The sequence below is a fragment of the Nonomuraea sp. NPDC001699 genome, from assembly GCF_053596455.1.
Genome location: NZ_JBSFGF010000004.1, coordinates 432,672 through 454,370, shown reverse-complemented (window position 1 = coordinate 454,370; position 21,699 = coordinate 432,672). Strand labels below are relative to the sequence as shown.

Here is a 21,699-nt window from a genome sequence, read left to right as displayed (position 1 = left end):
GAGGGCCACGCCCCTCCCCCACCAGGACAGATCTGGAAGGAGGTGATCACTGCTGCGCACTATCCCGCTGACCCGTGGGTGCCCCTGTGGTGCCGTGCTGGAGTCCGGTAGCAAGCGTTGCGTCAAGTGCCGTGCCCGTTCCCGCTGGCGCCGCCGCAAGGCCCGTCACGACGGCATCTGATCCGGTGTTCGTCCACATCCAACGCCTTGGCCTGGAAGGGGGTGATGACACTTTGACCGTCTCGATTCCCCTGGTGGTGCTGCTCGGTGTGGCCGTGGTGCTGGCCGTGCGTTACCTGAAGCTGCGCCTGTGGATGGCCCTCATCTGCGCCGTGTTCGGCTATCTGCTGGCCGCAACCACGCTGGCACCTGAGATCGACCGCGCCCTACGCGCGTTCCTGGGCTGGATCACATCCGGTTCCTGACCTGTTCATCGACCGAAGAAGGTGATGCCTCAGTGACCTACCGACTTCCCTACCCTGACTCCGATCTTCAGGAGGTCCTGGACCGCAACGACACCGCCCGCGAACTTCTCGCCAACTTCGCCCGTTCCACCTCCACCCTCGCCGACCTCTGGCAGCTCATCACCGCTGCCCTTCAGGACACGCCCGTTCTGGTCGCGGAGATCTCTCGGCTCCGAACCGACATCAGCAGGAGGCGACTGCACCGCGCGAACCTGATCGCAGCCATACGAGCAGCCCTCAGCGCCGCCGCGGACGGCGAGCCCGACCCCCTGTCCTACCTGCGTGACGAGCTTGCCGAGCAGGCCGGCCCTCTCGCGCCAACCAGGAAGGACGGCGGCTCATGACACAGCCGCAGTCCGGCGTCGACCACACGCCCGATCACCTCTTCACTGCCCCGCTCTCGGGGTTCATCTGGTCAGGTCTGCCCGACCAGGACTCAGCTGACAGTGCCGGCGCTCCTCCCAGACGGGACGACGACCAAGGCGCGGAAGAGGACGCCTTCTTCGATCGAGAGTCGGTTCCTGAAGATCGATCAGCAACCGGGCCGCCGGTTGATCCGCCCGACGATGGCACGCCCCCTGACCGGTCACAGACCGGTCAGGGGCGCGCCCCCATCGTCCCGCCATGGATGCGCACGAGCGCCGGTCGACGCGCGATGCTCGCCTGGTGGGCAAGGGATGCCGCCTACGTGCTCGGGTACCACTCGATTCGCCTGCCCAAGTACGCAATCAAGGCTGGGGTGTATGCACCGGCCGGGTTCGTTTCCGGAATTGCCCGCGTACTGCGGTGGGCGAGCGCTGAAGAGGGCAACCACGCGCTGCGGCAGGCCGCCGCAGACCGCAACGACCCTGCGACGTGGCTGAAGCTGGACAAGCAACGAGAGCGGCAATCGCGCTGGCGCTGGTCGATCCTGCTGCTTGTGTGCCTGCTGACGGGGGCATCGGTGGCGACCCTGCTCGCACTGGACGTGACGGTGCCGGACTGGGCATGGCCGGCGGTGCTGGCCACACTGATGCCCATCCTGGCGCGTGCCGGACGTCCGGCCGACAAGCCGATCACTGACCACGTCAGACATGGGCCGCGCTATCGCAAACTCACCGCCGATCTGGTCAGGCGTGGCCTGCTCAGCACCGGCATATCTGCGATCAATCAGGCCGTCGCTAAGGACCAGCACGCGATCAGCTTCCCGGAGGAGATCCACCGGGACGGACCCGGGCATCTGGCCATCGTGGATCTGCCCTTCGGCGTGGAGGCCGCCGACGTCGTGGCCCGCCGAGGCAAGCTGGCGTCTGGGATGCGGCTGGCGCTGGACCAAGTGTGGCCCGAGCCTGCCCAGGGCCATCCTGGACGGCTGGCGCTGTGGGTCGGCTACCAACCCGTCGGCCAGATGCAGACGCCGTCCTGGCCGCTGCTGAGGGGCGGCAACGTGGACGTGTTCAAGTCGTTCCCGCTGTTCATCACGCCGCGTATGGAGATCGTCAACGCCGTACTGATCTTCCGGAACTGGCTGGTCGGCGGGCAGCCCGGTTCGGGAAAGACGAACCTTCTGCGACTGCTGGTGCTGGCCGCCTCTCTCGACCCTCGCGCCGAGCTGCGCGGCTATGAGTTCAAGGGGGTCGGCGACTTCAGCGCCGTCGAACCCGTCTGCGCCGAATACGGGAACGGCCAGGACGACGAGACCATCGGCAGGGCCGCCGCCCTGATCAAGTGGCTGTATCACACCGAGTGCCAGCAGCGAGCAGCGAAGATCGCCCACTACCACGCGCTCGGCATGGCCCCGGAGAACAAGGTCACCCCAGAGCTGGCCACCCGCAAGGACAGCGGCCTGCATCCGCTGGTGGTGTTCCTGAACGAGGCGCAAGAGCTGTTCCAGCACAAGGACCACGGCGCAGAGGCGGGGGAACTGTGCGAAAAGGTGATCAAGCTAGGGCGTGCGCTCGGTGTGATCCTGCTCCTGGACACCCAGATCCCGGACAAGGACAGCTTGCCCACGGGGATCACTCGCAACATCAACACTCGTGTGTGCATGTCGGTACGCGATCAAGTCGCCAACGACATGATCCTCGGCACCGGCATGTACAAGGCGGGATACCGAGCAACTGTGTTCGAGCCGGGAGACGATGCCGATCCGCGCGATGCCGGCTGGGGCGTGGTCGTCGGCGTGGGCAAGCCCGGTGCCCGTCGAAGCTTCGAGGTCAACGGCGACCAGGCCAAACAGGTGATCGCTCGCGCGATCGAGATGCGGGTGAAGGCGGGCACCATGTCCGAACCCGACACCCGGCCCCGGCCCGAACCGCCCGCCTATGACCTGCTGGCAGATCTCGCGCGGGTCTGGCCGGCCGGGGACGACGCTGCGTGGAACGCCATCCTGTCTGAGCGGTTGGCCGAGTTGAGGCCAGAGGTCTACGGCGGGTGGCGCTCCGAACAGCTCACCAGCGCCCTGAAGCCCCACAAGGTCAAGGTCGGCCCCATCGGCCGCCGCATCGACGGCAAGAAGCACACCAGACGCGGCATCTACCGCGCCGACCTCGCTCAAGCCATTGCGGACCGTAACCAAAGCCGCTCCGCCGAGTAGGCCGAATGGTGCTTCCGGAAGCAGGTGCGCCTGCTTCCGGAAGCACCCTCGCTAGCACCCCGAAAGAACATCCGACCAGGCGTGTAGCAGGTAGCAGCCTGCCCACCGGCTATCTCCAAAGCCCCCACAGGAGGTGGTTTCTTGCCCACAGACATGCTGATCGCTTCCGCAGCAATCGCCCTCCCGATCCTGCTCACTCTCCGTTATGCCGTCCTCTGCTACATCCGCCCATTCCGTGAACACCGCCGCTGCCGCGGCACCGGCCGTATCCCTTACCCCTTCGGGCTGTCTGGCTGGCGTTTCTGCCCTCGCTGCAACGGCACCGGCCTACGCCTCAGGCTTGGCCGCCGCCTGTGGAATCACGCTCGCCGACTCCACCGCGACGGCACCCAGTCGCATTGAGATGAACTCCCACCGAAGAAGTCAGAACCGACAAAGGGAGGTGAAGCACCTGAATGCATACAAAGTCGAGGAGGTAGCCGAACTACTAGGTGTAGGCCGAGACAAGATCTATCAGCTCATCAGAACCCGCCAACTTCACAGCATAAAGATCGGGCGGGCTAGAAGGATCACCGATCAGCATCTGGCCGACTTCATCACATCGCTTGAACAGATCGATCAAGACTGATTACGGAAATTGCATTGCACTGCAATGCAGCCCGGCTCACACTCTCGGACAGGATCGAGACGTGGCCCATGTCATCCGTAAGGCCATCGATGAATACTTGGAACACCACAAGAAGAGTCCCGGTCACCACGAAACGGGTGGTACGCCTCGATAGCCGGCCGGGACACGCCCCGCTAAGTAGCCCCTTGAAAGGAGAGCGGATGGCAACAGTCTACATAGGCAAATATCAAGCGAGTATCTATCGAGAAGGGAACGGGTACACGGGAGCCCTGTCGCTCGGATTCGACGCGAAGGGCAAGCGTCAACGGCCCAAGCGGAAGGGCAGGACCAAGGCTGAGGTCAAAGACGAGCTCATCGAACTGGTCCAGGAGCTAGAGGCAGGCATCAAGACAGAGCAGGGCTACACCGTGGAGGACTGCATCAACGACTGGCTGGAGAAGGGCCTGAAGGGAAGAGCCGAGTCCACGGTCAAGAGCTACCGCTCACTGGTTGTGCACCAGATAACTCCCTACATCGGCCGCATCAAGCTCAAGAAGCTCACCGCCGATGAACTTGATGACTGGCTGGACGAAAGAGCGGAAGAGCTCTCGACCCGCACGCTACGTCTCATCCATCAGATCGTTAAATGGGCGATACGTCACGCCCAGAAAAGAGAGAAGGTTCAGCGAAACGTCGCGAGCCTCGTCGATGTTCCGGAAGGGCAACAAGGCCGCCCGTCGAAAGCCTTGAACCTCGCACAGGCACGGGCCGTCATTCACGCAGCACTCACAAGCCCGATCAAGGCTTATGTAATCCTGTGCCTGCTCTGTGGGATACGCACCGAGGAAGCCCGCGCGCTCAGGTGGACGGAGGTAGACATAAAAGCAGGAACCGTTGCGGTTTACCGCGCCGAACGAGTCAACGGAGACACGAAGACACCGAAATCCCGTCGCGTCCTCAAAGTCCCCAAGTGGGGTGTCCAAGTGCTGACCGAGCTGCACAAGGCCAGGTCAGCAGAACGCCTCGCATCGGGAGAGCGGGGAGAAGACACCGCACACGTGTTCCGTCGAGAAGACGGAACGCTGATGAACCGCTACTACATCTGGCGGGAGTTCCGACTCATCGCAGATGCGGCGGGGATCGGCACCAACTGGTGCCCGCGTGAGCTTCGGCACAGTTTCGTGTCCTTGCTCTCCGCTCACGACGTGGCGATCGAGGAGATCGCCCGCATCGTCGGTCACTCGTCAACGCACGTGACCGAGACCGTCTACCGGCAAGAGATCAGGCCGGCCCTGACCAGGGGCGCGGTCGTGATGGACAAGATCTTCAAGCCACAAGCCGGGTAGAGCAGTGGCTCCCCGTCTGGCTCCCAGAGATCAACACAGACCCCCGAAGCCCCTTCCGAGCAGCCAGAGAGCCGGAACCTCACCGGCTTGACCTTGACGCGACGTCAAACTGTTCAATGAGGGCATGCGGATCGGCGAATTGGCCGCGCTGGTCGGGGTTTCGACCCGTACCGTGCGCTACTACCACCACCTGGGAATCCTGCCCGAGCCTGAACGGCTTCCCAACGGCTATCGCGAGTACCGGCTGCGCGACGCCGTACGGCTGGCGCGGGTGCGGCATCTGGCCGGGCTCGGGCTGTCGCTGGAGGAGCTGCGGGACGCGCTGGCCGACGAGCGGGGCGTGGACTTCCGGGAGGCGTTGCAGGAGCTGGACGCCGACCTGGCCAGGCAGCAGGAGGCCATCGCGGCGCGGCGGGCCCGGCTGGCGGCACTGCTGGCCCAGCCCGACCTGAGCCCGGAGTCGATGATGTCCCCCGACGCGGCGGCCGTGCTGCGTGACCTGGGCGGCGACGGGTCGGCCTTCGGGACGTTCGACCACGAGCTGCTGACCCTGGCCACCATGTTGTCCGACGAGCAGGGCCAGACAGGGCTGGCCGAGCTGATGCGCCCGATGACCGAGCCGGGCGCGCTCGCCGCCGGGCGCGAGCTGTACCGGCGGCTCGACGAGCTGGCCGACGCGGAGGCCGGGGACGAGCGGGTCGGGCCGCTCGCCGAGGACATGGCCGCCCACATCCCCGACGAGCTGGCCGCGATGGTGCCGTCCGGGCCCGGGGCCGACCTGTCCTGGATGGAGGCGATGACCGAGGAGCTGTCGCCGGCTCAGGCGGAGGTGCTCCGGCTGCTGTTCACCGAACTGACGGGGATCGGGTCCAAGGAGGGGGCGGGATGATGGGCGTGGTGCGCGCGGTCCTCAGGTTCGAGCTGGTGGGGCTGACGAGCGTGGCCCTGTGGCTGGCCAGGCGGCGGCATGGCGTCCCGGCGGGGGCGACCCCCGTGTCGTACGCCAAGGAGCAGGCGTTCACCCTGGGCCTGTTCATGTTCGCGATGGTCGTCGAGACGGCGGTCGTGGACCTGCTGCTGGTGGTGAACGACGTACCGGCGGCGATCCGCGTGCCGGTGCTGGTCGGCGACCTGTACAGCCTGCTGTTCGTCGTCTTCATGGCCGCCGCCTCCGTCACCAGGCCCCACGTGGTCACCGAGGACGAGCTGCGCGTCCGGTACGCCGCCTACTTCGACCTCCGCGTGCCCCGCGACCTCATCGCCTCCGTCCGGACCGCGCAGAGCTACAACGAGACCGGCCTGATCAGCGTGGACGGCGGGCGGCTGGGCGTCGCGGTCGCGTCCAGGACGAACGTGACAGTGGAGCTGAGCGAGCCGGTCGTCGCGGTGCGGCCGCTGGGGAAGCGGGCCGAGGTCACCTCGATCCGGTTCTTCGCCGACGACCCCGCCGCCCTGCTGGCCGCCCTGCGCTCCCCCACGCACACCACCACGTGAGCGATCCCGGGCGGGCGGCCCAGGCCGCCCGGGATCGCCGGATCAGCTTGCCGACTGCGAGGTGACAGCGGCCTTGCTCTTCGCGGCGGCGGTACGCGGCGGGATGCCGCTCAGGTTGAAGGCGAACCTGGCCGTGGAGTCGGCCACCGCGTCGGCGTCCACGTCGAGCGCGGTCGTGTTGATGTTGGTGAGCGTGTCGCAGGCCTGGTGGTAGCAGGCGTCGTAGGGCTGTCCGGCGACGCCGCCGAACAGCGCGGCCTCCTCCGCCGTCTTGATGCCCTCGGCGCCGGTGAAGATCCCGCCCGCGGGGATGCCGACCGCGATGAACGGCCCGTAGTCGGAGCGTCCGTCGAAGTCGGTGCCCACGGTGGGCAGGTGGCGGGAGGTGTAGAAGTCGGCGAGCTGCCGCTCGATCTGCGCCGATCCGGGCGGGCCGGCCGGCGAGCCCTGGCCGTCGGAGTCGTCGCCGTCGTACAGCTTGTACGCGTAGTTGGGCGAGGCGACCATGTCGAAGTTCAGGTAGACCCTGATCTTGTCGCGCTGGGCCTGGGACAGCGACTCGACGTACTGGTCGGAGCCGAGCAGGCCGATCTCCTCGGCCGCCCAGAACGCGAAGCGCACCTTGTTCTTGACCGGGAACAGCGCCATCTCCTCGGCCACCTCAAGGATGGTCGCGCTGCCCGAGCCGTTGTCGTTGATGCCCGGCCCGACGGTCACACTGTCGAGGTGCCCGCCGATCATGACGACGTTGCGCGGGTCGCCGAACCGGGACTCGGCGATCACGTTGTCGTTGGTGCCCAGGACGAGGTTGGCGTCGACCTTGAGCCGTACGGTCGGCGTGCCGGTGGCCAGCTCGTTGCCGACGGCGAAGTCGGCGAAGACCATGGGCACGTTCGCCCGCCACTCGCCGATGTCCAGCGGGAAGGCGTCGGTCCGGCCCGGCTGGCCCTCGTTGAACACGATGATCCCGGACGCGCCGGCCCGCCCCGCGTTACGGATCTTCTGGGCGAACGCGCAGGTGCCGCGCTGGATGAGCGCGATGCGCCCGGCGACGAACCCGGCGAAGTCCGACTCCTCGCAGCCGCTGGTCGAGGTGGGCGTCGGGGTCGGGGGCAGGATCAGGTCCACGCCCTGCACCTGCGCGGTCACGTCACCGGCGGGTGAGGGCTGGAAGGAGTAGAAGTCCTCGTTGGGCGCGTACGACTTGGCGTCCGGCGCGGTCCGGTTCAGCGTGGGCGGGCTGGTCTCGGTCCAGCTCTGGACGAAGTTGATCGGCTGGAGCGTGACCTTGTATCCGGCCTTGCGCAGCTTGCCCGCCACGTAGTCGCGGGAGGCGTTGTAGCCGGGCGTGCCGGCGGCGCGGGTGCCGCCGTTGGCGTTGGCGATGGATTGGAGCGCTTCCAGGTGTTTCCGCACGTTCTCGCCCTTGACCTGCTTCACCAGCAGTTTGGCGAAGACGTCGTCGAGCGGGCCCGCGCTCGCCGGTACCGCCATGGCGACGGGTAAGGCGAGAGCGGTGACCAACGCGATGATGATTCTGCGCATGCAGGCTCCCCTAGGAGTGAGATGCGGAGAAATCCCCCGAGCCGCAATGATTCGGAAAGTAACCCGCCGACGCACCCCTGAGAAGGTCTATCGGCCTACGCCAATGCGTCAATATCCGGACACTACGGTGACTCTGCTCGCCGGGCGCGGGCGCGACGCTTGCCCTCGTGCATCGCCTGGACGCGGGCCACCGGGATCGTGTGCCCCTCCGCGACCAGGTCGGCGGGCAGCTCACGCGGCTCCGGCATGAGCTCGGCCCACGGATCGCGGTCGCCGAGCAGCCCGGCCGCGTTGTGGATGGTGAAGTCGGCGGGCGCGACCCGGTCGAGCTCGTCCCACGCGACCGGGAACGACACCGGCACGCCCGGCCGCACCCGCGGGCTGTAGGCCGACACGACCGTCGCGCCACCGGCCCTGGTGGAGTCGACGAACACCTTGCCCGCGCGGTCCTCCCTGATGAACGCCGTCGTGGCCAGCGCCGGGTCGAGCCGCTCGGCGCGGGCGGCCAGGGCCCGGGTGGCGGCGGCCAGGTCGTCCACGGCCGTGCCCGGCGGGACGGGGACGAACACGTGCACCCCCTTGGCCCCGCTGGTCTTGACCGCGCCCGCCAGCCCGGCGTCGTCGAGCGCCTGGCGGACCAGGTGGGCGGCCCGTACGGCGAGCGGGAAGGAGTCGCTGCCCTCGGGCGGGTCGAGGTCGAGGATCATGTGGGTGGGACGGCCGTCCAGGAACAGCGCCGGGTGGTACTCGACGGCTCGCTGGTTGGCGAACCAGAGCAGGGTGCGCCGGTCGTCGCAGAGCGCGTAGGAGATCTGCCTGCGGGACGCCTCGGCCCAGACGGTGACCGTCCTGATCCAGGAAGGGGCGTATTTGGGCAGGTTCTTCTGCATGAACGGTTCCTGGCCGGGCCGCACCCGCAGCACCGACAGCGCCCGCCCGCGCAGCGCGGGGACGATGCGGCCGGCGACCGCGTCGAGGTAGTCGACCAGGTCGCGCTTGGTGGCGCCCGATCCGTCGAACAGCGGCTGGTCGAGGTTGGTCAGAGCGACGTCATCGGCGGTCACCCGCCCCACGATGCCCACTGGCCCGCGCCCGAGTCAACCACGGCCGGACCGGGCGAGTTCCCGTGAGGAGCCGATCTCCTTGCGCAGTCGGGCGACCGTGCGGCCGGTCTCCGACTCCGGGTCGGCGGTGTACATGACGATCACCAGGTCGGGCTGGCCGGGCACGGCCAGGGTCTCGTACTCGAAGTCCAGCTCGCCCAGCTCGGGGTGGCGCAGGCGTTTGGTCCCGTACGTCTTCTCGGCGACCCCGTGCGCGGCCCACAGGCGGACGAAGTCGGGGGCGGCCGACAGCTCCGCGACCAGCCCGGCCAGCAGCGGGTCCTCGGGGTGACGGCCGGCGTACAGCCGCAGGTAGGCGACCGTCTCGGCGGCCACCTCGGGCCAGTCGCGGTAGAGGGTGCGCGTGTGCGGCGCCAGGAACACCTGGAGGAGCTGGTTGCGCCGGCCGTCCGGGACGCCGGCGAAGCCGCTGACGCGGTCGGCCAGCGCGTTCCAGGCCAGCACGTCCATCCGGGGCCCGAGGACGAAGGCGGGCATGCCGTCGGCCAGGTCCAGCAGCCTGTTCAGTCCGGGCCGCAGGACCGGCCGGCCGACGTGCCTGGCGGGGCGGAGCAGGTCGCGCAGGTGGGCGCGTTCGGTGTCGTCCATGCGCAGGACGCGGGCGACGGCGTCGAGCACGGAGTCGGAGACGTTCTGGACCCGTTCCTGCTCCAGGCGGATGTAGTAGTCGACGCTCACGCCCGCGAGCAGCGCGACCTCCTCGCGCCGCAGGCCGCTGACCCGCCGCCGACCCGACGCGGGCAGCCCGGCGTCCTCCGGCTGGATCCGGGCCCGACGAGAACGGAGAAACTGCCCCAAATCACCTTCCACCGCTTCAGGGTAGTACTGGCTTTACCAGGAAAAGCCGTGCGCTGGGTAAGTCCGTCCGGCTCGGCCAGGGTGAGAGCCATGACGAACTACGAGAACCTCTCTGGCCGCATCGCCGTCGTGACCGGGGCCGCCAGCGGCATGGGCGAGGCCACGGCCCGCCTCCTGGCCGCCAACGGCGTCAAGGTGGCCCTGCTCGCCCGCCGCGCCGACCGGCTGGCCGAGCTGGCGGCCAAGATCGACGCTGACGGCGGCACCGCGCTGCCCGTCACCGTGGACGTCACCGACGACGCGAGCGTGGCCGCCGCCGTGGAGGTCGTCCACACCGGGCTGGGCCGTCCCGATCTGGTCGTCAACGCCGCCGGCGTGATGCTGCCGAACCCCGTCGAGGACGGCCGCCTCGACGAGTGGACGCGCATGCTGGAGACCAACGTCACCGGCGTGCTCCGCGTCACCGGCGCGTTCACGGCCGACCTGCTGGCCGCCGCCGACGCGGGCCGTACGGCCGACCTGGTGAACATCTCCTCGATCGGCGCGCACGTCACGTTCCCGAACTACGCCGTCTACGGCGCGACCAAGGCCGCGCTGACCCACCTGTCGGCCTCGCTGCGCCCGGAGTTCGGGCCGAGGGGCGTACGCGTGACCAACCTCGAACCCGGCCTGACCGCGACCGAGCTCGGCGACCACATCGACAACGCCGAGCTGGGCGCGCAGCTGGCCGGGATGTTCGAGGCGTTCACCCCGCTGACCGCCGAGGAGATCGCCGACCTGATCGGCTACACGGTCAGCCGGGCCCGGCACGTCAACCTGCGCCAGATGGTCGTGCTGCCGACCGCCCAGGCATAACCGGGAAGCCCGCACGCGCCCGGCGTGTTGACACCGGCATGGACGATCGTTTCGCGGATCAGCGCGTGATCAGGCACCTGCTGCACGATGCGGGGACGTGGGTGTTCGTGGGGCTGAGCGACGCCCCGGGGCGCACGGCCTACGACCAGGCCCAGCGCATCCAGGCGCGCGGCAAGAAGATCATCCCGGTGCACCCCGGGGGCAGGCCGGTCCTGGGCGAGCCGGGCTACACGTCGCTGGCCGAGGTGCCGGTCAAGCCCGACGTGGTGGCGATCTACCGGCGTTCGGAGTTCGCCGGCCAGGTCGTGGACGAGGCCATCGCGGCCGGCGCGGGCGCGGTCTGGCTGCCCCTCGGCGTGATCGACGAGGCGGCCGCGCAGCGCGCCCTCGACGCCGGGCTCGACGTCGTGATGGACCGCTGCCCCGCGGTCGAGTGGGCGTTGCGCCGCAACCCCTGACCGCGAGGTACGGTGCGGTGAAAGGAGGGCGGATTCATGGAAGACGACCACATCACCACGATCGGCACCTGCTTCGCATGCAAGCGCACGTTCCCCTACACCGCGGCGAACGTCACCATGATGACCATCGACCCGGAGACCGGCCTGCCTCCGGACCGGACGGTGCTGGGCACCCGGCGCGAGCCGACGCCGGAGGCGCTGGCCCGGTCGGTGCCCGAGCCCGTCTGCCCCGACTGCCTGACCAGAGCCCGGGAGTTCAAGGACCGCATGAACTCCCCCGCGCCGTTCGAGACCTGGCGCCGGCCCGACCCGAACTGACCTCGCACCGGCCTCATCCGGCCGGCGACCGGATGCTCTCGGCGGACAGCGCCTGGTAGGCCAGGGCCAGCAGCGTGACCATCGCCGTGCCCGCGGCGGGCCCCACGACGAGCGCCGCCGACAGCTCGGCCGCGTGCCATTCCGCCGCCGTGATCGCCGCCGACGTCAGCACCGTGACACCGAACGTGCCCGCCCACAGCGGCAGCAGCCGCAGGTAGGCGAACACCAGCGGGAACGCCGTCCACACGAACGGCACCGCCGCCACCGCCAGGACGGCCCAGCACGCGGTCACCAGCCCCAGCCACACCCGCCCGAGCACCGGCCGCGCCGGGCCGGCGAAGTGCGGCGGGGCGCCTTCGAGCAGCTGGCCGACGCCGTAGAGCACGCCGAGCAGCACGCCGCCGGCGGCCTCGGCCGACCGCCCCTCGCCCAGCACGTCCGTCAGGGCGGTCGCCAGCAGCGCCCAGAAAGTGCCGTGGACGGACCATCTGAGCAACCGCAATACGGAAGACAACCACGGAAAGTCCATAACTGCTCACCAACAGTAATGGAAGCTTCCCTGTCCTGAGAAGGTCAGCGGCGGCGCAGGGTGAGGACGAAGTAGAGCGCCCCCGCCACGACCAGCGCGATCACCACGCCGATGTTGGCCGCCCCGAACGTGCTGCTCCTCAGCTCGTCGCTCATCAGGAACCCGACGACCGCCGCGATGTGCTCGTCCGCGGACGTGATCAGGCCGACGCCCACGACCGAGGCCACCACCAGGGAGACCAGCCCGGCCGGGTTGAGCGCGGGCGCGCCCGGACGCAGCAGCCGTTCGTCGTAGGCCCGGCCGCCGTCCCGCAGCCGCCACATGTCCACCAGGAAGATCGCCACCCAGGCGGCCATCACGACGCCGATGATCGCCAGGAACGCCTGGAAGGTGCCGAAGAAGTTGTCCGAGACGAACAGCAGGTAGTAGCCGCCGAGCACCATGAGGGCGCCGTCGATCAGCACCGCCAGATGCCGCCTGACCGGCACGCCGAGCGCCAGCATCGACAGCCCGGACGAGTAGATGTCCATGATCGCCCCGGCCAGGAAGCCGCCGATGGCGGTCAGCAGGTACGGCAGCAGGAACCAGGTCGGCAGCGCCGCGGCCAGCGCGCCCACCGGGTCGCCGCCCGCCGCTTCTGCCAGCTTCGGGTCGCCGCCGGCCAGCAGCACGCCGAACACCAGCAGCACCATCGGCGGCAGCGCGCCGCCGAGCGTCGTCCACAGGGCCACGGACCTGGGCCGGGAACCGGCGGGCAGGTAGCGGGAGTAGTCGGCGCCGCAGTTGACCCAGCCCAGGCCGAGCAGCGTCATGGCCAGGATGACGCCGCCCAGCCAGCCGCCGGGGCCCGCCGTCGTCTCCAGCGAGGCGCCCAGCTTGGGGGCCATGAGGATCATGTAGACGACGGTCAGTACGACGAACGCGTACGTCAGGTAACGCTGGACGACCATGATCATGGCGTGGCCGTACACGCCGACGGCGATCACGACCAGCGCGGAGACGGCGAAGCAGCCGGCGGTGGCGGTCGTCTCGGGGATGCCGGGCGCCACGCGCCGCAGGATGGCCGCGCCGCTCTGCGCCGAGAGCGTGACGAGCACGATCTCCCAGCCCACGTTCGAGACGTACGACAGCAGCGCGGGCAGCTTGTTGCCCTGGTACCCGAAGGGCGCCCGGCCCAGCGTCATCGTCGGCACGCCGGACCGGCTGCCCGCGACGGCGACCAGGCCGACCAGCAGGAACGATAAGGCGTACCCGATGGCGCCGGTCACGACGGCGGGGATGACGCCGAGGCCCAGCCCGACCACGTACACCCCGAACGCCACCCCGAACAGGGACAGGTTCGCCCCCGCCCAGGGCCAGAAGAGATCGGACGGCTTACCGTGCCGCTCACCGTCGGGGACGGCGTTGATGCCGTTGCGCTCCACGGCCATCGTGTCCATGATCACTTGCTCCTTCACGTGGACCCGGCAAAGAAATCATTGTCCGCCATGGACGATATTTCCCACCCTGGGGGGAATCCTGATCGCGGCCGCTTTCCCGCAGAGAGGTCGCGATGCAGGCATCCGGTTCCGACACGCGCCGGCGGGCGCTGGGCGTGTGCCTGGTGGCGGCGTTCATGTCGGGCCTGGACGTGAGCATCGTCAACGTGGCCCTGCCCTCGATCCGCTCGGGCCTGCACGCCTCCGACGACGGGCTGCAGTGGACGCTGTCGGGCTACGCGCTCACGTTCGGCCTGCTGCTGGTCCCGGCCGGGCGGATGGGCGACGCCAGAAGCCGCAGGGCGCTGTTCATGTGGGGCGTGGTGCTGTTCACGGCGGCCAGCGCGGCCTGCGGGTTCGCCTGGAGCATGCCGGTGCTGATCGCGGCCAGGCTCGTGCAGGGCATGGCCGCCGGGACGCTGAACCCGCAGGTGTCCGGGCTGATCCAGCAGATGTTCCTGGGCCACGAACGCGGACGGGCCTTCGGCGCGCTCGGCGCGACCATCGGCGTGTCCACCGCCGCCGGGCCGCTGATCGGCGGCGCGCTGGTCACCGGGTTCGGGGCCGAGCAGGGCTGGCGGTGGGTGTTCCTGGTCAACCTGCCCATCGGGATCGCGCTGCTGCCGCTGGCCTGGAAGTGGCTGCCCGCGCCCGCCTCCGGGCCGGTGCGGACCGGGCGGCGGGAGAGCATGGACCCGGTCGGCGTGCTGCTGCTCGGCGTGGGCGTGGCGACCCTGCTGCTGCCGTTCATCCAGCAGCATCAGTGGAAGGGCGAGGCCAAGTGGCTGCTCGTGCCGGCCGCGCTGCTGGTGCTGGCCGGGTTCGTGCTCTGGGAACGGCTGTATCCCAGAGAGCCGCTGGTGAACCTGGCGCTGTTCTCCCGGCGCTCCTACAGCCTCGGGTCGGCCATCGCCCTGTTCTACTTCGCCGGGTTCACCGGGATCTTCTTCGCCTTCACCCTGTACCTGCAGAGCGGCGAGGGCTACAGCGCGCTGCTGGCCGGCCTGTCGATCACGCCGTTCGCGCTCGGGTCCGCCGGGTCGTCGGTGGTCGGCGGCAGGCTCGTCGGGCGGGCGGGCAGGAAGCTGGTCGCGGTGGGGCTCGGGACGGTGATCGCGGGCCTGCTGGGGACCATGGTGGCCACCCTGCTGGTGCCGGGGACCGGCGTGGGGGCGGCGACCGCGCTGCCGCTGCTGGTCGCGGGCATCGGCAGCGGCCTGGTGATCTCGCCCAACCAGGCGATCACGCTGTCGGAGGTGCCGCCCGAGGGCGGCGGCAGCGCCGCCGGGGTGCTGCAGACCGGCCAGCGGCTCGGCTCGGCGATCGGCATCGCGGCGGCGGGCTCGGCGTTCTTCGGCTCGCTGCCGCAGGGCTGGCCGACGGCCTTCCGGCACGGCCTGCTGGTGGTGCTGGGGTTCGTGCTCATGGCCCTGGCCGCCGCGCTCTACGACCTCCTCCGTTCCCGCGCCGCCCGCTGACCGGACGGCTACAGGTCGGCGGGGTCGGGTTCGTCCAGGTCGTCGCCGTACTCGGAGGGGGTGAGCGGGCCGCGCGCCCTCGCGGGCTCGCGGTCGGGGACGGCCCGCCGGACGGGCTCTGGCGTCCCCGGCACCCGGACGGTGAGCCCGGTGGCCGGCGACTCGACCTCGACGTTCTCGGGAGCGCGCCGTCGCAGCCAGGACGTCGCCAGGGCCAGGGCGAGCAGCATACCCGCCGCGTCGCCGCCGTGGTGAAGGATCTCCGCCGCGCCCCTGAGCTGGTCCGACGGCACCGGCAGACTCAGCCGGCCGGCGTCCATGATCCGGGACAGGGCCACGGGCACGGCGATCGACATCGCGAGCGCGGCCAGCCGTACGGGCATCGGCGGGCGGCGCGGCGCGGGGTCCGGCCCGGCGACGACCCAGGCGAACAGGCAACCGGCCGGCAGGAAGTACGCGTGCGCCAGCGGGGCGGGGACGAGCCCGTACAGGGGCGTGCAGTACAGGGCCGCCATGCCGCCGGCGCTGAGGGCCAGCGCCGTCCCCGGGTTGGCCAGCAGGTGCGCGGCGGGCCCGCGCAGCGCCCAGGTCACCCGGCGGGCTCGCGCGGCCGTCAGCGAACGCAGCAGCAGCGTCACCGGCGCCCCCATGACCAGGACCGGGGGCGCGAGCAGGCCGATCAGCACGTGTTGCAGCACGCGGCCGCGGAAGTCGGCCGCGGCCAGCGAGGCCACGGGATCGGTGAGCGCCACGGTCACCAGCGCGCAGCCGGTGACGAAGCTCGCGGTACGCCGGCGGCTCCACGTCGTCCGCCCGGCCAGCACCACGTACGTGACCAGCACGACGAGCGCCGGAGCGGCCCAGGCCGCGCTCAGATGGTGGTGGTGCGGCACAGATCGATCACCTTGCCCATGCGTCCACTATTCGATCGGGACGCCGGGCCGGGCCGGCGGGACACCCCTCTTTGCGGGCCGCTTACCGAATCTCGATCCGCCGTTTTCCCCGTCCGGGTCCCTATGGGTAGGTCTAAGGGGATGGCGACAAGGCTCTTTCCCCGCTCGATCCGGGGACGCCTGACCACACTCGCGACATTGGTGGCGGCGGTGGTCCTGGCCGTCATGGGCACGCTCGCCCTCACCCTCGGGCCGGACAACCTGCACGGGCTCGTGGAGACCCGGGTGGAGCTGGCCGTCCGCAGGGTCGCCAGCGAGGCGCGCGCCGGGCAACTCCCCCCGACACTGGAGGCCCCGGCCCGCGTGCAGCTCCTGCAGGTGATCGACGCCAACGGACACGTCCTCGCCACCAGCCCCGGGCTGCACCACGGCCAGCGGCTGTCGGGCATGCGGGTGGAGAAGCCGGAGACCCTCTACAGCGCCGAGAGCACGCTCACCGGCCTCAGGGACGAGAAGGAGGCCCAATACCTGATCATGGCGCTCCAGGTGCGCACCCCCGAAGGCGCACCGGTCACCGTGTACGGCGCCTCCTCGCTCAGCGACGTCAACCGGGCGCTGTCCTGGCTGAACGCCATGGTGTTCCTCGGCACGCCCCTGGCCCTGGTGATCGTCGCCGGCATCACCTGGGTCGTGGTCGCCTCCGCGCTGCGCCCGGTGGAACGCATCCGCGCCGAGCTCGCCGAGATCACCGGGCGCGACCTCAGCAGGCGCGTCCCCGTCCCCGACACCGGCGACGAGATCACCGACCTGGCCGCCACCACCAACCACACCCTCGACCGCCTCGAACGCTCCGCCGAGACCCAGCGCCGCTTCGTCGCCGACGCCTCCCACGAGCTGCGCAGCCCCATCTCCGCCCTGCGCACCCAGCTGGAGGTCGCCAACTCCTACCCCGACGAGACCGACTGGCCCGCCACCGGCGCCCGTGCCCTGGCCGCCGCCGAACGCCTCACCGGGATCATCGACGAGCTGCTCCTGCTGGCCCGCCTGGACGCCGGCGCCATCCCCGACCGCCGCGTCGTCGACATGTGCCGCCTGGCCGAGGAGCAGGTACGCCGCCGCGAGGGCGGCCGGATCCCCATCGTCGTGGACATGTGCGCCCAGGCCCCCGTGCTCGGCTCCCCCGTCCAGCTCGACCGGCTGCTGACCAACCTGCTGGACAACGCCACCCGGCACGCGGCCTCGCGGATCGACCTCAAGGTCTGGGTGGAGGGGGACGACGTCTGCATCTCGGTCACCGACGACGGCGACGGCATCCCGCCGGCCGACCGCGAGCGCGTCTTCGAACGGTTCACCCGGCTTGAGGCCGCCCGCCGGAAGGAGAAGGGCGGCAGCGGGCTGGGCCTGCCGCTGTCGCGCGAGATCTGCGCCTCGCACGGCGGCACCCTCAAGGTCGCCGACCACGGGCCGGGCGCCCGTCTCATCGCCTGCCTGCCGCTGTACCGCGGCTGAGACCACCCCTCGGCGGAGGCGTCCGCCTAGACTCGGCGGATGGATCTGCGGCGGCTGGGCCGTGACGTCGAACGCGTCTCCGACCGCTACGCCGCGCTGCTCGGGATCGTCCGCGACGACGCCTGGTACCTGCTCAAGCTCCAGGAGGAGGTCGGCGAGCTGACCCAGGCGTACCTCATGCGCGCCGGTCAGGCGCGCACCAGGGGGATGACTCCGGAGGAGATCGACGCCGGCTTCCGCGCGGAGCTGGCCGACGTGCTGTGTCACGTGCTGCTCATGGCCCGCCACCACGGCGTGGACCTGGCGGCGGAGGTCGAGCGCAAGTGGCTGGTGCGGTTGGAGCCGGAGGCCCCGCGCGGCGGGACCCCCGGCCCGGGGATCACTTGACGAGCGTGATGCGGTCGGCCGCCGACGGGGAGATCGGCGAGTGCGCGGTCAGGTACGCCGTGAACGCGTCCAGGTCGATCGGCCCGCTCCAGGTGTCCGTGCTCTGCGTGAACACCGAGAAGCCGTCGCCGCCGCCCATCAGGAAGTTGTTCGCGGCGATCTTGATCGACTGGGTGTCGGTGACGGGCGTGCCGTTGAGCTTGACGTCCGACACGCGCGAGCCCACCGGCTTGGTGGTGTCGAAGGTGTAGGTCAGCGACGACGACACCTGCAACATCCGGTGGTTGATCGCGCCCGTCGTCGGGTTGGGCGTCCAGACCTGCTGCTCCAGCAGGGCCTTGAGCTGCGCGCCGGTGTACGTCCGCACCTGCACGAGGTTGCTGAACGGCTGGACGGCGAACGCCTCCCCGTAGGTGACGACGCCGTCGCCCTCCGACCCCGACTGCGCGTACGTCAGCGAGGTGCGGATGCCGCCCGGGTTCATCAGCGCGATCTCGGCGCCGCCCGCCTTGGCCGCCTCCAGCTGGGAGTCGGCGATGAGGTCGCCGAGAGGCGTCTCCGGCCGGGTGGTCGCGGCCGAGCTGTTGTTGACGACGTTGGTGACGTCACCGGTGATCGTGCCGATCTTGCGGTTGGCCACCTCGGCGCTGCGCGTCCGCCATGCCTGGACCTGCGCCTCGACCTGCGGGTCCGGTGTGACCGTACGGGCGACGACCTTGTTGTCCGCGGTGACCGAGGAGCGGATCACGTCCTTGGTGCGCTTGTCGACGCGCAGGTCGATCTGGGTCAGCACGCGGCCGAACGACGAGCCCTGCGTGTAGAAGCGGTCCTGGCCGGCCGGGTCCTTGGTCTTGCAGACGTACGCCTGGTGGGAGTGGCCGCTGATGACCAGGTCGATCTGCGGGTTCAGCTCCCTGGCGATGCGCGAGCCGGCGTTGGCGGTGTTCACCGAGCAGGCGTCCGGGCTCTGGTTCGGGGTGATCGAGTCGCCCTCGTGCATGAGGATGACCTGCGCCTTGACGCCCCTGCTCGCCAGGTAGGCCGAGGCCCGGTTCGCCGCGGCGACCTCCTCGGTGAACCGCAGGCCCTTGATGCCCTCGGCGGTGACGATGGTCGGTGTGGTCGCCGTCACCAGGCCGATGAAGCCCACCTGCACGCCGTTGATCTTCTTGACGTAGAACGGCGGCAGGGCGTACCGGTCGCTGCCCTCCTTGAGGACGTTGGCGGCGAGGAAGTCGAAGTCCGTGCCCTTCCACTGGCCGGCGGGCGAGCAGCCGTCCACCGGGTGGCAGCCGCCGTTCATGAGACGCTGCAGCTCGGCGTACCCCTCGTCGAACTCGTGGTTGCCGGCCGCGGTCGCGCTGAGGCCGAGCGAGCCGAGCACCTCCAGGGTGGGCTCGTCGTGGTAGGCGGCCGAGATCAGCGGGGACGCGCCGATCAGGTCGCCCGCCGCCACGACCAGCGTGTTCTCGGTGCGCGCCTGCTTGACGTACGTCGCCAGGTACGACGCGCCGCCGGCGATCGAGTACTTGCCGCCCGCGAGCCCGGTCAGCGAGCCGTCGGCGTCGACCAGCGGCCCGTCCGGGTCGAGGACGCGGCTGGAGGAGCCGGACGGAGGTTCCAGGTTGCCGTGCAGGTCGTTGATGCTCAGCAGGCGGACCGGGACGGTCGGCCCGCCGTGGCCGTTTCCGGCCGAGCCGCTGGTCGCGGCGACCGCGGGCGCCATGGCCAGGGCGATCCCGGCCGCGGTCGCGACACCGGCCGTGCACAGCCGGAGGAGGGTGCGTGACGTCATGACAGGGACGTTACGACGTCTCCCTATGCAACGAATGTCGCAAAGGTAACGATTGACCGGGACAGCCAATGGCATTGTTCGCCATTGGTACGCCTAGAGTTCCTTGTGTGGGTGCGGACGTGAAGATCTGTGAACGACTCGACGACGAAGAGGTCTCCCAGGTTCTCGGCATCGTCGAGGCGGCGACCGAGGCGGACGGTGTCCGTCCGCTCAACGAGCACGTGATGCTCCATCTCCGCTACGGCGGCGACCCCCGTGCCCGCTCGCTGCTGCTGCACAGCGGCGACGGCACGCCCGTGGCCTACGCGCACGTCGACCCGACCGACGAGGTCGAGGGACCGAGCGCGGAACTGGTCGTCCATCCCGCCCACCGGCGTCAGGGACACGGCACGCGGCTGCTGCGGGCCGTACTGGAGCTGGCCGGCGGCACGGTGCGGCTGTGGGCGCACGGCGACCACGCGGGCGCCGGGGCGCTGGCCGCGTCGTTCGGCTTCGAGCGCGTGCGCTCGCTGTGGCAGATGCGCCGCTCGCTGTTCGCCCCGCTGTCGCCCTACACGCTTCCTGAAGGCGTGGAACTGCGCACGTTCGTCCCTGGACAGGACGAGCAGGCGTGGCTCACGGTGAACGCCGCCGCCTTCGCCCACCACCCCGAGCAGGGCGCCTGGACGCTCGACGACCTGCTCCGGCGCGAGCACGAGCCCTGGTTCGACCCCGAGGGCTTCTTCCTGGCCATGCGCGGCGACCGGCTCGCCGGCTTCCACTGGACCAAGATCCACGGCTCGTCCGAGCACGGGCACGAGCCGCTCGGCGAGGTCTACGTCGTGGGCGTCGACCCCTCCCAGCAGGGCACCGGCCTGGGCCGGGCACTCACCCTGGCCGGCCTGACCCACCTGCGCTCGCGCGGCCTCGCCCAGGCGATGCTCTACGTGGACGAGGCCAACACGGCGGCGATCAGGCTGTACGAGTCCCTGGGCTTCGCCCGCTGGGACGTGGACGTGATGTACGCGGGCGGATAGCCCCGCCCGCGCGGGCGGGCCGCCCCTACTCCACCATCAGGTGGAGCACCGCGTAGGCCAGCGACGCCACGAGGGCCGCCGCCGGGATGGTGAGCACCCAGGCGGTCACGATGTTGCCGGCCACGCCCCACCGCACGGCGCTCAGCCGCTTGGTCGCGCCGACGCCCATGATCGCCGTGGTGATGGTGTGGGTGGTGGAGATCGGCGCGCCGAACCCGATCGCGGCACCGTACAGGACGGTGGCCGCGGCCGACTCGGCGGCGAACCCCTGGGGCGGGTCGAGCGCGATGATCCGCCGGCCGAGCGTGCGCATGATGCGCCAGCCACCGGCGTACGTGCCGAGCGAGATCGCACCGGCGGCGCTCAGGATGACCCACTGCGGGATCCCCTCGCCGGGGCTGGCGTACCCGCCGACCGTCAGCGCGAGGAAGATGACGCCCATCGTCTTCTGCGCGTCCTGCAGGCCGTGCCCGAGCGCCATGGCGGCGGCCGAGACGGTCTGCGCGTAGCGGAAGCCGCGGTTGGTCCTGCCCGGCTGGCTGTTGCGGAAGATCCAATAAATTGCGATCATGATCAACGCGGCGAGGCTGAACCCGATCAGCGGCGACAGGATCATCGGGATGACGACCTTCTCGACGACGCCGTCCCAGTGCACCACACTGGCCGAGGCCAGTGCGGAGCCCACCAGACCGCCGATCAGCGCGTGGCTGGAGGAGGAGGGCAGCCCGAAGTACCAGGTGATCAGGTTCCAGGCGATCGCGCCGATGAGCGCCGCGGCCACGACGACCAGACCGTGCGGACCGTTGGGAGCGTCGATGATCCCTTTTCCGACTGTCTGGGCGACCTGAGTGCCCAGGTGCGCGCCGATGAAGTTCATCGCCGCGGCCATGAACAGTGCGGCCCTGGGAGTGAGCGCCCGGGTCGAGACGGAGGTCGCGATGGCGTTCGCCGCGTCGTGGAACCCGTTGGTGTAGTCGAAGGCCAGGGAGATGACGACCACGCCGATGACGAGGGCGAGCGTGAGGTCCAC

22 protein-coding genes are annotated in these 21,699 nt (G+C 70.0%); 14 read left to right on the top strand and 8 right to left on the bottom strand.

The genetic code is table 11. The annotated features are described in order from the left end of the window. Window positions 1-185 precede the first annotated feature (185 nt). The 7 genes from ACWCSU_RS15715 to ACWCSU_RS15685 all read left to right on the top strand — a co-directional run bounded on the left by ACWCSU_RS15715 (window position 186) and on the right by ACWCSU_RS15685 (window position 6,486). Entirely contained in the window at window positions 186-425 is a 240-nt protein-coding gene (locus ACWCSU_RS15715; protein WP_449935611.1) for a hypothetical protein, read from the top strand. A 32-nt stretch (window positions 426-457) separates the two neighbouring features. Continuing rightward, entirely contained in the window at window positions 458-808 is a 351-nt protein-coding gene (locus ACWCSU_RS15710) for a hypothetical protein (protein ID WP_449935610.1), read from the top strand. Further along, a complete protein-coding gene (locus ACWCSU_RS15705; protein WP_449935609.1) occupies window positions 805-3,039 on the top strand; it encodes a cell division protein FtsK in 2,235 nt (744 codons plus the stop codon). The genes ACWCSU_RS15710 and ACWCSU_RS15705 overlap by 4 nt, the downstream gene beginning before the upstream one ends. Before the next feature lie 235 nt (window positions 3,040-3,274). Continuing rightward, window positions 3,275-3,667 (top strand): helix-turn-helix domain-containing protein, encoded by a 393-nt coding sequence (locus ACWCSU_RS15700; protein ID WP_449935607.1) that lies wholly within the window; start codon window positions 3,275-3,277, stop codon window positions 3,665-3,667. A gap of 200 nt (window positions 3,668-3,867) precedes the next feature. Then, window positions 3,868-4,992, top strand: coding sequence for a tyrosine-type recombinase/integrase (locus ACWCSU_RS15695; protein ID WP_449935605.1), 1,125 nt, complete (start codon window positions 3,868-3,870; stop codon window positions 4,990-4,992). Between the two features lie 124 nt (window positions 4,993-5,116). Further along, window positions 5,117-5,881, top strand: a complete 765-nt coding sequence (locus ACWCSU_RS15690) for a MerR family transcriptional regulator (protein WP_449935602.1) — start codon at window positions 5,117-5,119, stop codon at window positions 5,879-5,881. Then, window positions 5,878-6,486, top strand: a complete 609-nt coding sequence (locus tag ACWCSU_RS15685; RefSeq protein WP_449935600.1) for a hypothetical protein — start codon at window positions 5,878-5,880, stop codon at window positions 6,484-6,486. Before ACWCSU_RS15690 ends, ACWCSU_RS15685 begins: the two co-directional genes overlap by 4 nt. Window positions 6,487-6,528: 42 nt before the next feature. On the opposite strand, the gene ACWCSU_RS15680 is transcribed toward ACWCSU_RS15685, so the two are convergent. The 3 genes from ACWCSU_RS15680 to ACWCSU_RS15670 all read right to left on the bottom strand — a co-directional run bounded on the left by ACWCSU_RS15680 (window position 6,529) and on the right by ACWCSU_RS15670 (window position 9,965). Next, a complete protein-coding gene (locus ACWCSU_RS15680) occupies window positions 6,529-8,031 on the bottom strand; it encodes a M28 family metallopeptidase (protein ID WP_449935599.1) in 1,503 nt (500 codons plus the stop codon). Between the two features lie 122 nt (window positions 8,032-8,153). Then, window positions 8,154-9,095 (bottom strand): DNA polymerase domain-containing protein, encoded by a 942-nt coding sequence (locus tag ACWCSU_RS15675; RefSeq protein WP_357706170.1) that lies wholly within the window; start codon window positions 9,093-9,095, stop codon window positions 8,154-8,156. A gap of 33 nt (window positions 9,096-9,128) precedes the next feature. Beyond that, window positions 9,129-9,965: a helix-turn-helix transcriptional regulator gene (locus tag ACWCSU_RS15670; protein WP_449935597.1), complete on the bottom strand. Its 837-nt coding sequence runs from the start codon at window positions 9,963-9,965 to the stop codon at window positions 9,129-9,131. Between the two features lie 78 nt (window positions 9,966-10,043). On the opposite strand from ACWCSU_RS15670, the gene ACWCSU_RS15665 reads away from it, so the two are divergent. From ACWCSU_RS15665 to ACWCSU_RS15655, 3 genes are all read left to right on the top strand, one after another. Further along, complete coding sequence (locus ACWCSU_RS15665) at window positions 10,044-10,808, top strand: SDR family oxidoreductase (protein ID WP_449935594.1); 765 nt, start codon at window positions 10,044-10,046, stop codon at window positions 10,806-10,808. A gap of 65 nt (window positions 10,809-10,873) precedes the next feature. After that, complete coding sequence (locus tag ACWCSU_RS15660) at window positions 10,874-11,266, top strand: CoA-binding protein (protein WP_397042147.1); 393 nt, start codon at window positions 10,874-10,876, stop codon at window positions 11,264-11,266. Window positions 11,267-11,302: 36 nt separating this feature from the next. Beyond that, the gene (locus ACWCSU_RS15655; protein ID WP_357706166.1) at window positions 11,303-11,584 is read left to right on the top strand and encodes a hypothetical protein; all 282 of its coding nucleotides are present in this window, start codon (window positions 11,303-11,305) and stop codon (window positions 11,582-11,584) included. 13 nt (window positions 11,585-11,597) lie between these two features. Here ACWCSU_RS15655 and ACWCSU_RS15650 read toward each other — a convergent pair whose 3' ends face one another. Together ACWCSU_RS15650 and ACWCSU_RS15645 are read right to left on the bottom strand one after the other, a co-directional pair. Then, window positions 11,598-12,080, bottom strand: a complete 483-nt coding sequence (locus ACWCSU_RS15650; RefSeq protein ID WP_449935593.1) for a hypothetical protein — start codon at window positions 12,078-12,080, stop codon at window positions 11,598-11,600. 77 nt (window positions 12,081-12,157) lie between these two features. Further along, window positions 12,158-13,552, bottom strand: coding sequence for a purine-cytosine permease family protein (locus ACWCSU_RS15645; RefSeq protein ID WP_357706164.1), 1,395 nt, complete (start codon window positions 13,550-13,552; stop codon window positions 12,158-12,160). A 113-nt stretch (window positions 13,553-13,665) separates the two neighbouring features. On the opposite strand from ACWCSU_RS15645, the gene ACWCSU_RS15640 reads away from it, so the two are divergent. Continuing rightward, on the top strand, window positions 13,666-15,069 hold the full coding sequence (locus ACWCSU_RS15640; protein ID WP_449935592.1) for an MFS transporter: 1,404 nt from the start codon (window positions 13,666-13,668) through the stop codon (window positions 15,067-15,069). Window positions 15,070-15,077: 8 nt separating this feature from the next. Here ACWCSU_RS15640 and ACWCSU_RS15635 read toward each other — a convergent pair whose 3' ends face one another. Beyond that, the gene (locus tag ACWCSU_RS15635) at window positions 15,078-15,962 is read right to left on the bottom strand and encodes a cytochrome c oxidase assembly protein (protein ID WP_449935590.1); all 885 of its coding nucleotides are present in this window, start codon (window positions 15,960-15,962) and stop codon (window positions 15,078-15,080) included. A gap of 141 nt (window positions 15,963-16,103) precedes the next feature. On the opposite strand from ACWCSU_RS15635, the gene ACWCSU_RS15630 reads away from it, so the two are divergent. Both ACWCSU_RS15630 and ACWCSU_RS15625 read left to right on the top strand, forming a co-directional pair. Further along, window positions 16,104-17,471, top strand: coding sequence for an ATP-binding protein (locus ACWCSU_RS15630; protein WP_449935588.1), 1,368 nt, complete (start codon window positions 16,104-16,106; stop codon window positions 17,469-17,471). A 39-nt stretch (window positions 17,472-17,510) separates the two neighbouring features. Next, window positions 17,511-17,858, top strand: a complete 348-nt coding sequence (locus ACWCSU_RS15625; RefSeq protein WP_449935587.1) for a pyrophosphatase — start codon at window positions 17,511-17,513, stop codon at window positions 17,856-17,858. Here the strand turns inward: ACWCSU_RS15625 and ACWCSU_RS15620 are convergent. Then, on the bottom strand, window positions 17,851-19,653 hold the full coding sequence (locus ACWCSU_RS15620; RefSeq protein ID WP_449935586.1) for a bifunctional metallophosphatase/5'-nucleotidase: 1,803 nt from the start codon (window positions 19,651-19,653) through the stop codon (window positions 17,851-17,853). The two genes, ACWCSU_RS15625 and ACWCSU_RS15620, sit on opposite strands and share 8 nt — an antisense overlap. A gap of 107 nt (window positions 19,654-19,760) precedes the next feature. Between ACWCSU_RS15620 and mshD the strand changes: the two genes are divergently transcribed. Further along, the gene (gene mshD / locus ACWCSU_RS15615) at window positions 19,761-20,669 is read left to right on the top strand and encodes a mycothiol synthase (protein ID WP_449935584.1); all 909 of its coding nucleotides are present in this window, start codon (window positions 19,761-19,763) and stop codon (window positions 20,667-20,669) included. Between the two features lie 25 nt (window positions 20,670-20,694). On the opposite strand, the gene ACWCSU_RS15610 is transcribed toward mshD, so the two are convergent. Further along, window positions 20,695-21,699, bottom strand: coding sequence for an inorganic phosphate transporter (locus ACWCSU_RS15610; RefSeq protein ID WP_357706157.1), 1,005 nt, complete (start codon window positions 21,697-21,699; stop codon window positions 20,695-20,697).

Excerpts from the sequence above, each read along its gene's own strand:
- ACWCSU_RS15655 (WP_357706166.1), top strand. The coding sequence starts at position 11,303 with ATGGAAGACGACCACATCACCACGATCGGCACCTGCTTCGCATGCAAG.
- ACWCSU_RS15680 (WP_449935599.1), bottom strand. The coding sequence starts at position 8,031 with ATGCGCAGAATCATCATCGCGTTGGTCACCGCTCTCGCCTTACCCGTC.
- ACWCSU_RS15705 (WP_449935609.1), top strand. The coding sequence starts at position 805 with ATGACACAGCCGCAGTCCGGCGTCGACCACACGCCCGATCACCTCTTC.
- ACWCSU_RS15685 (WP_449935600.1), top strand. The coding sequence starts at position 5,878 with ATGATGGGCGTGGTGCGCGCGGTCCTCAGGTTCGAGCTGGTGGGGCTG.
- ACWCSU_RS15665 (WP_449935594.1), top strand. The coding sequence starts at position 10,044 with ATGACGAACTACGAGAACCTCTCTGGCCGCATCGCCGTCGTGACCGGG.
- ACWCSU_RS15645 (WP_357706164.1), bottom strand. The coding sequence starts at position 13,552 with ATGGACACGATGGCCGTGGAGCGCAACGGCATCAACGCCGTCCCCGAC.
- ACWCSU_RS15630 (WP_449935588.1), top strand. The coding sequence starts at position 16,104 with ATGGCGACAAGGCTCTTTCCCCGCTCGATCCGGGGACGCCTGACCACA.
- ACWCSU_RS15640 (WP_449935592.1), top strand. The coding sequence starts at position 13,666 with ATGCAGGCATCCGGTTCCGACACGCGCCGGCGGGCGCTGGGCGTGTGC.
- ACWCSU_RS15620 (WP_449935586.1), bottom strand. The coding sequence starts at position 19,653 with ATGACGTCACGCACCCTCCTCCGGCTGTGCACGGCCGGTGTCGCGACC.
- ACWCSU_RS15625 (WP_449935587.1), top strand. The coding sequence starts at position 17,511 with ATGGATCTGCGGCGGCTGGGCCGTGACGTCGAACGCGTCTCCGACCGC.
- ACWCSU_RS15690 (WP_449935602.1), top strand. The coding sequence starts at position 5,117 with ATGCGGATCGGCGAATTGGCCGCGCTGGTCGGGGTTTCGACCCGTACC.
- ACWCSU_RS15695 (WP_449935605.1), top strand. The coding sequence starts at position 3,868 with ATGGCAACAGTCTACATAGGCAAATATCAAGCGAGTATCTATCGAGAA.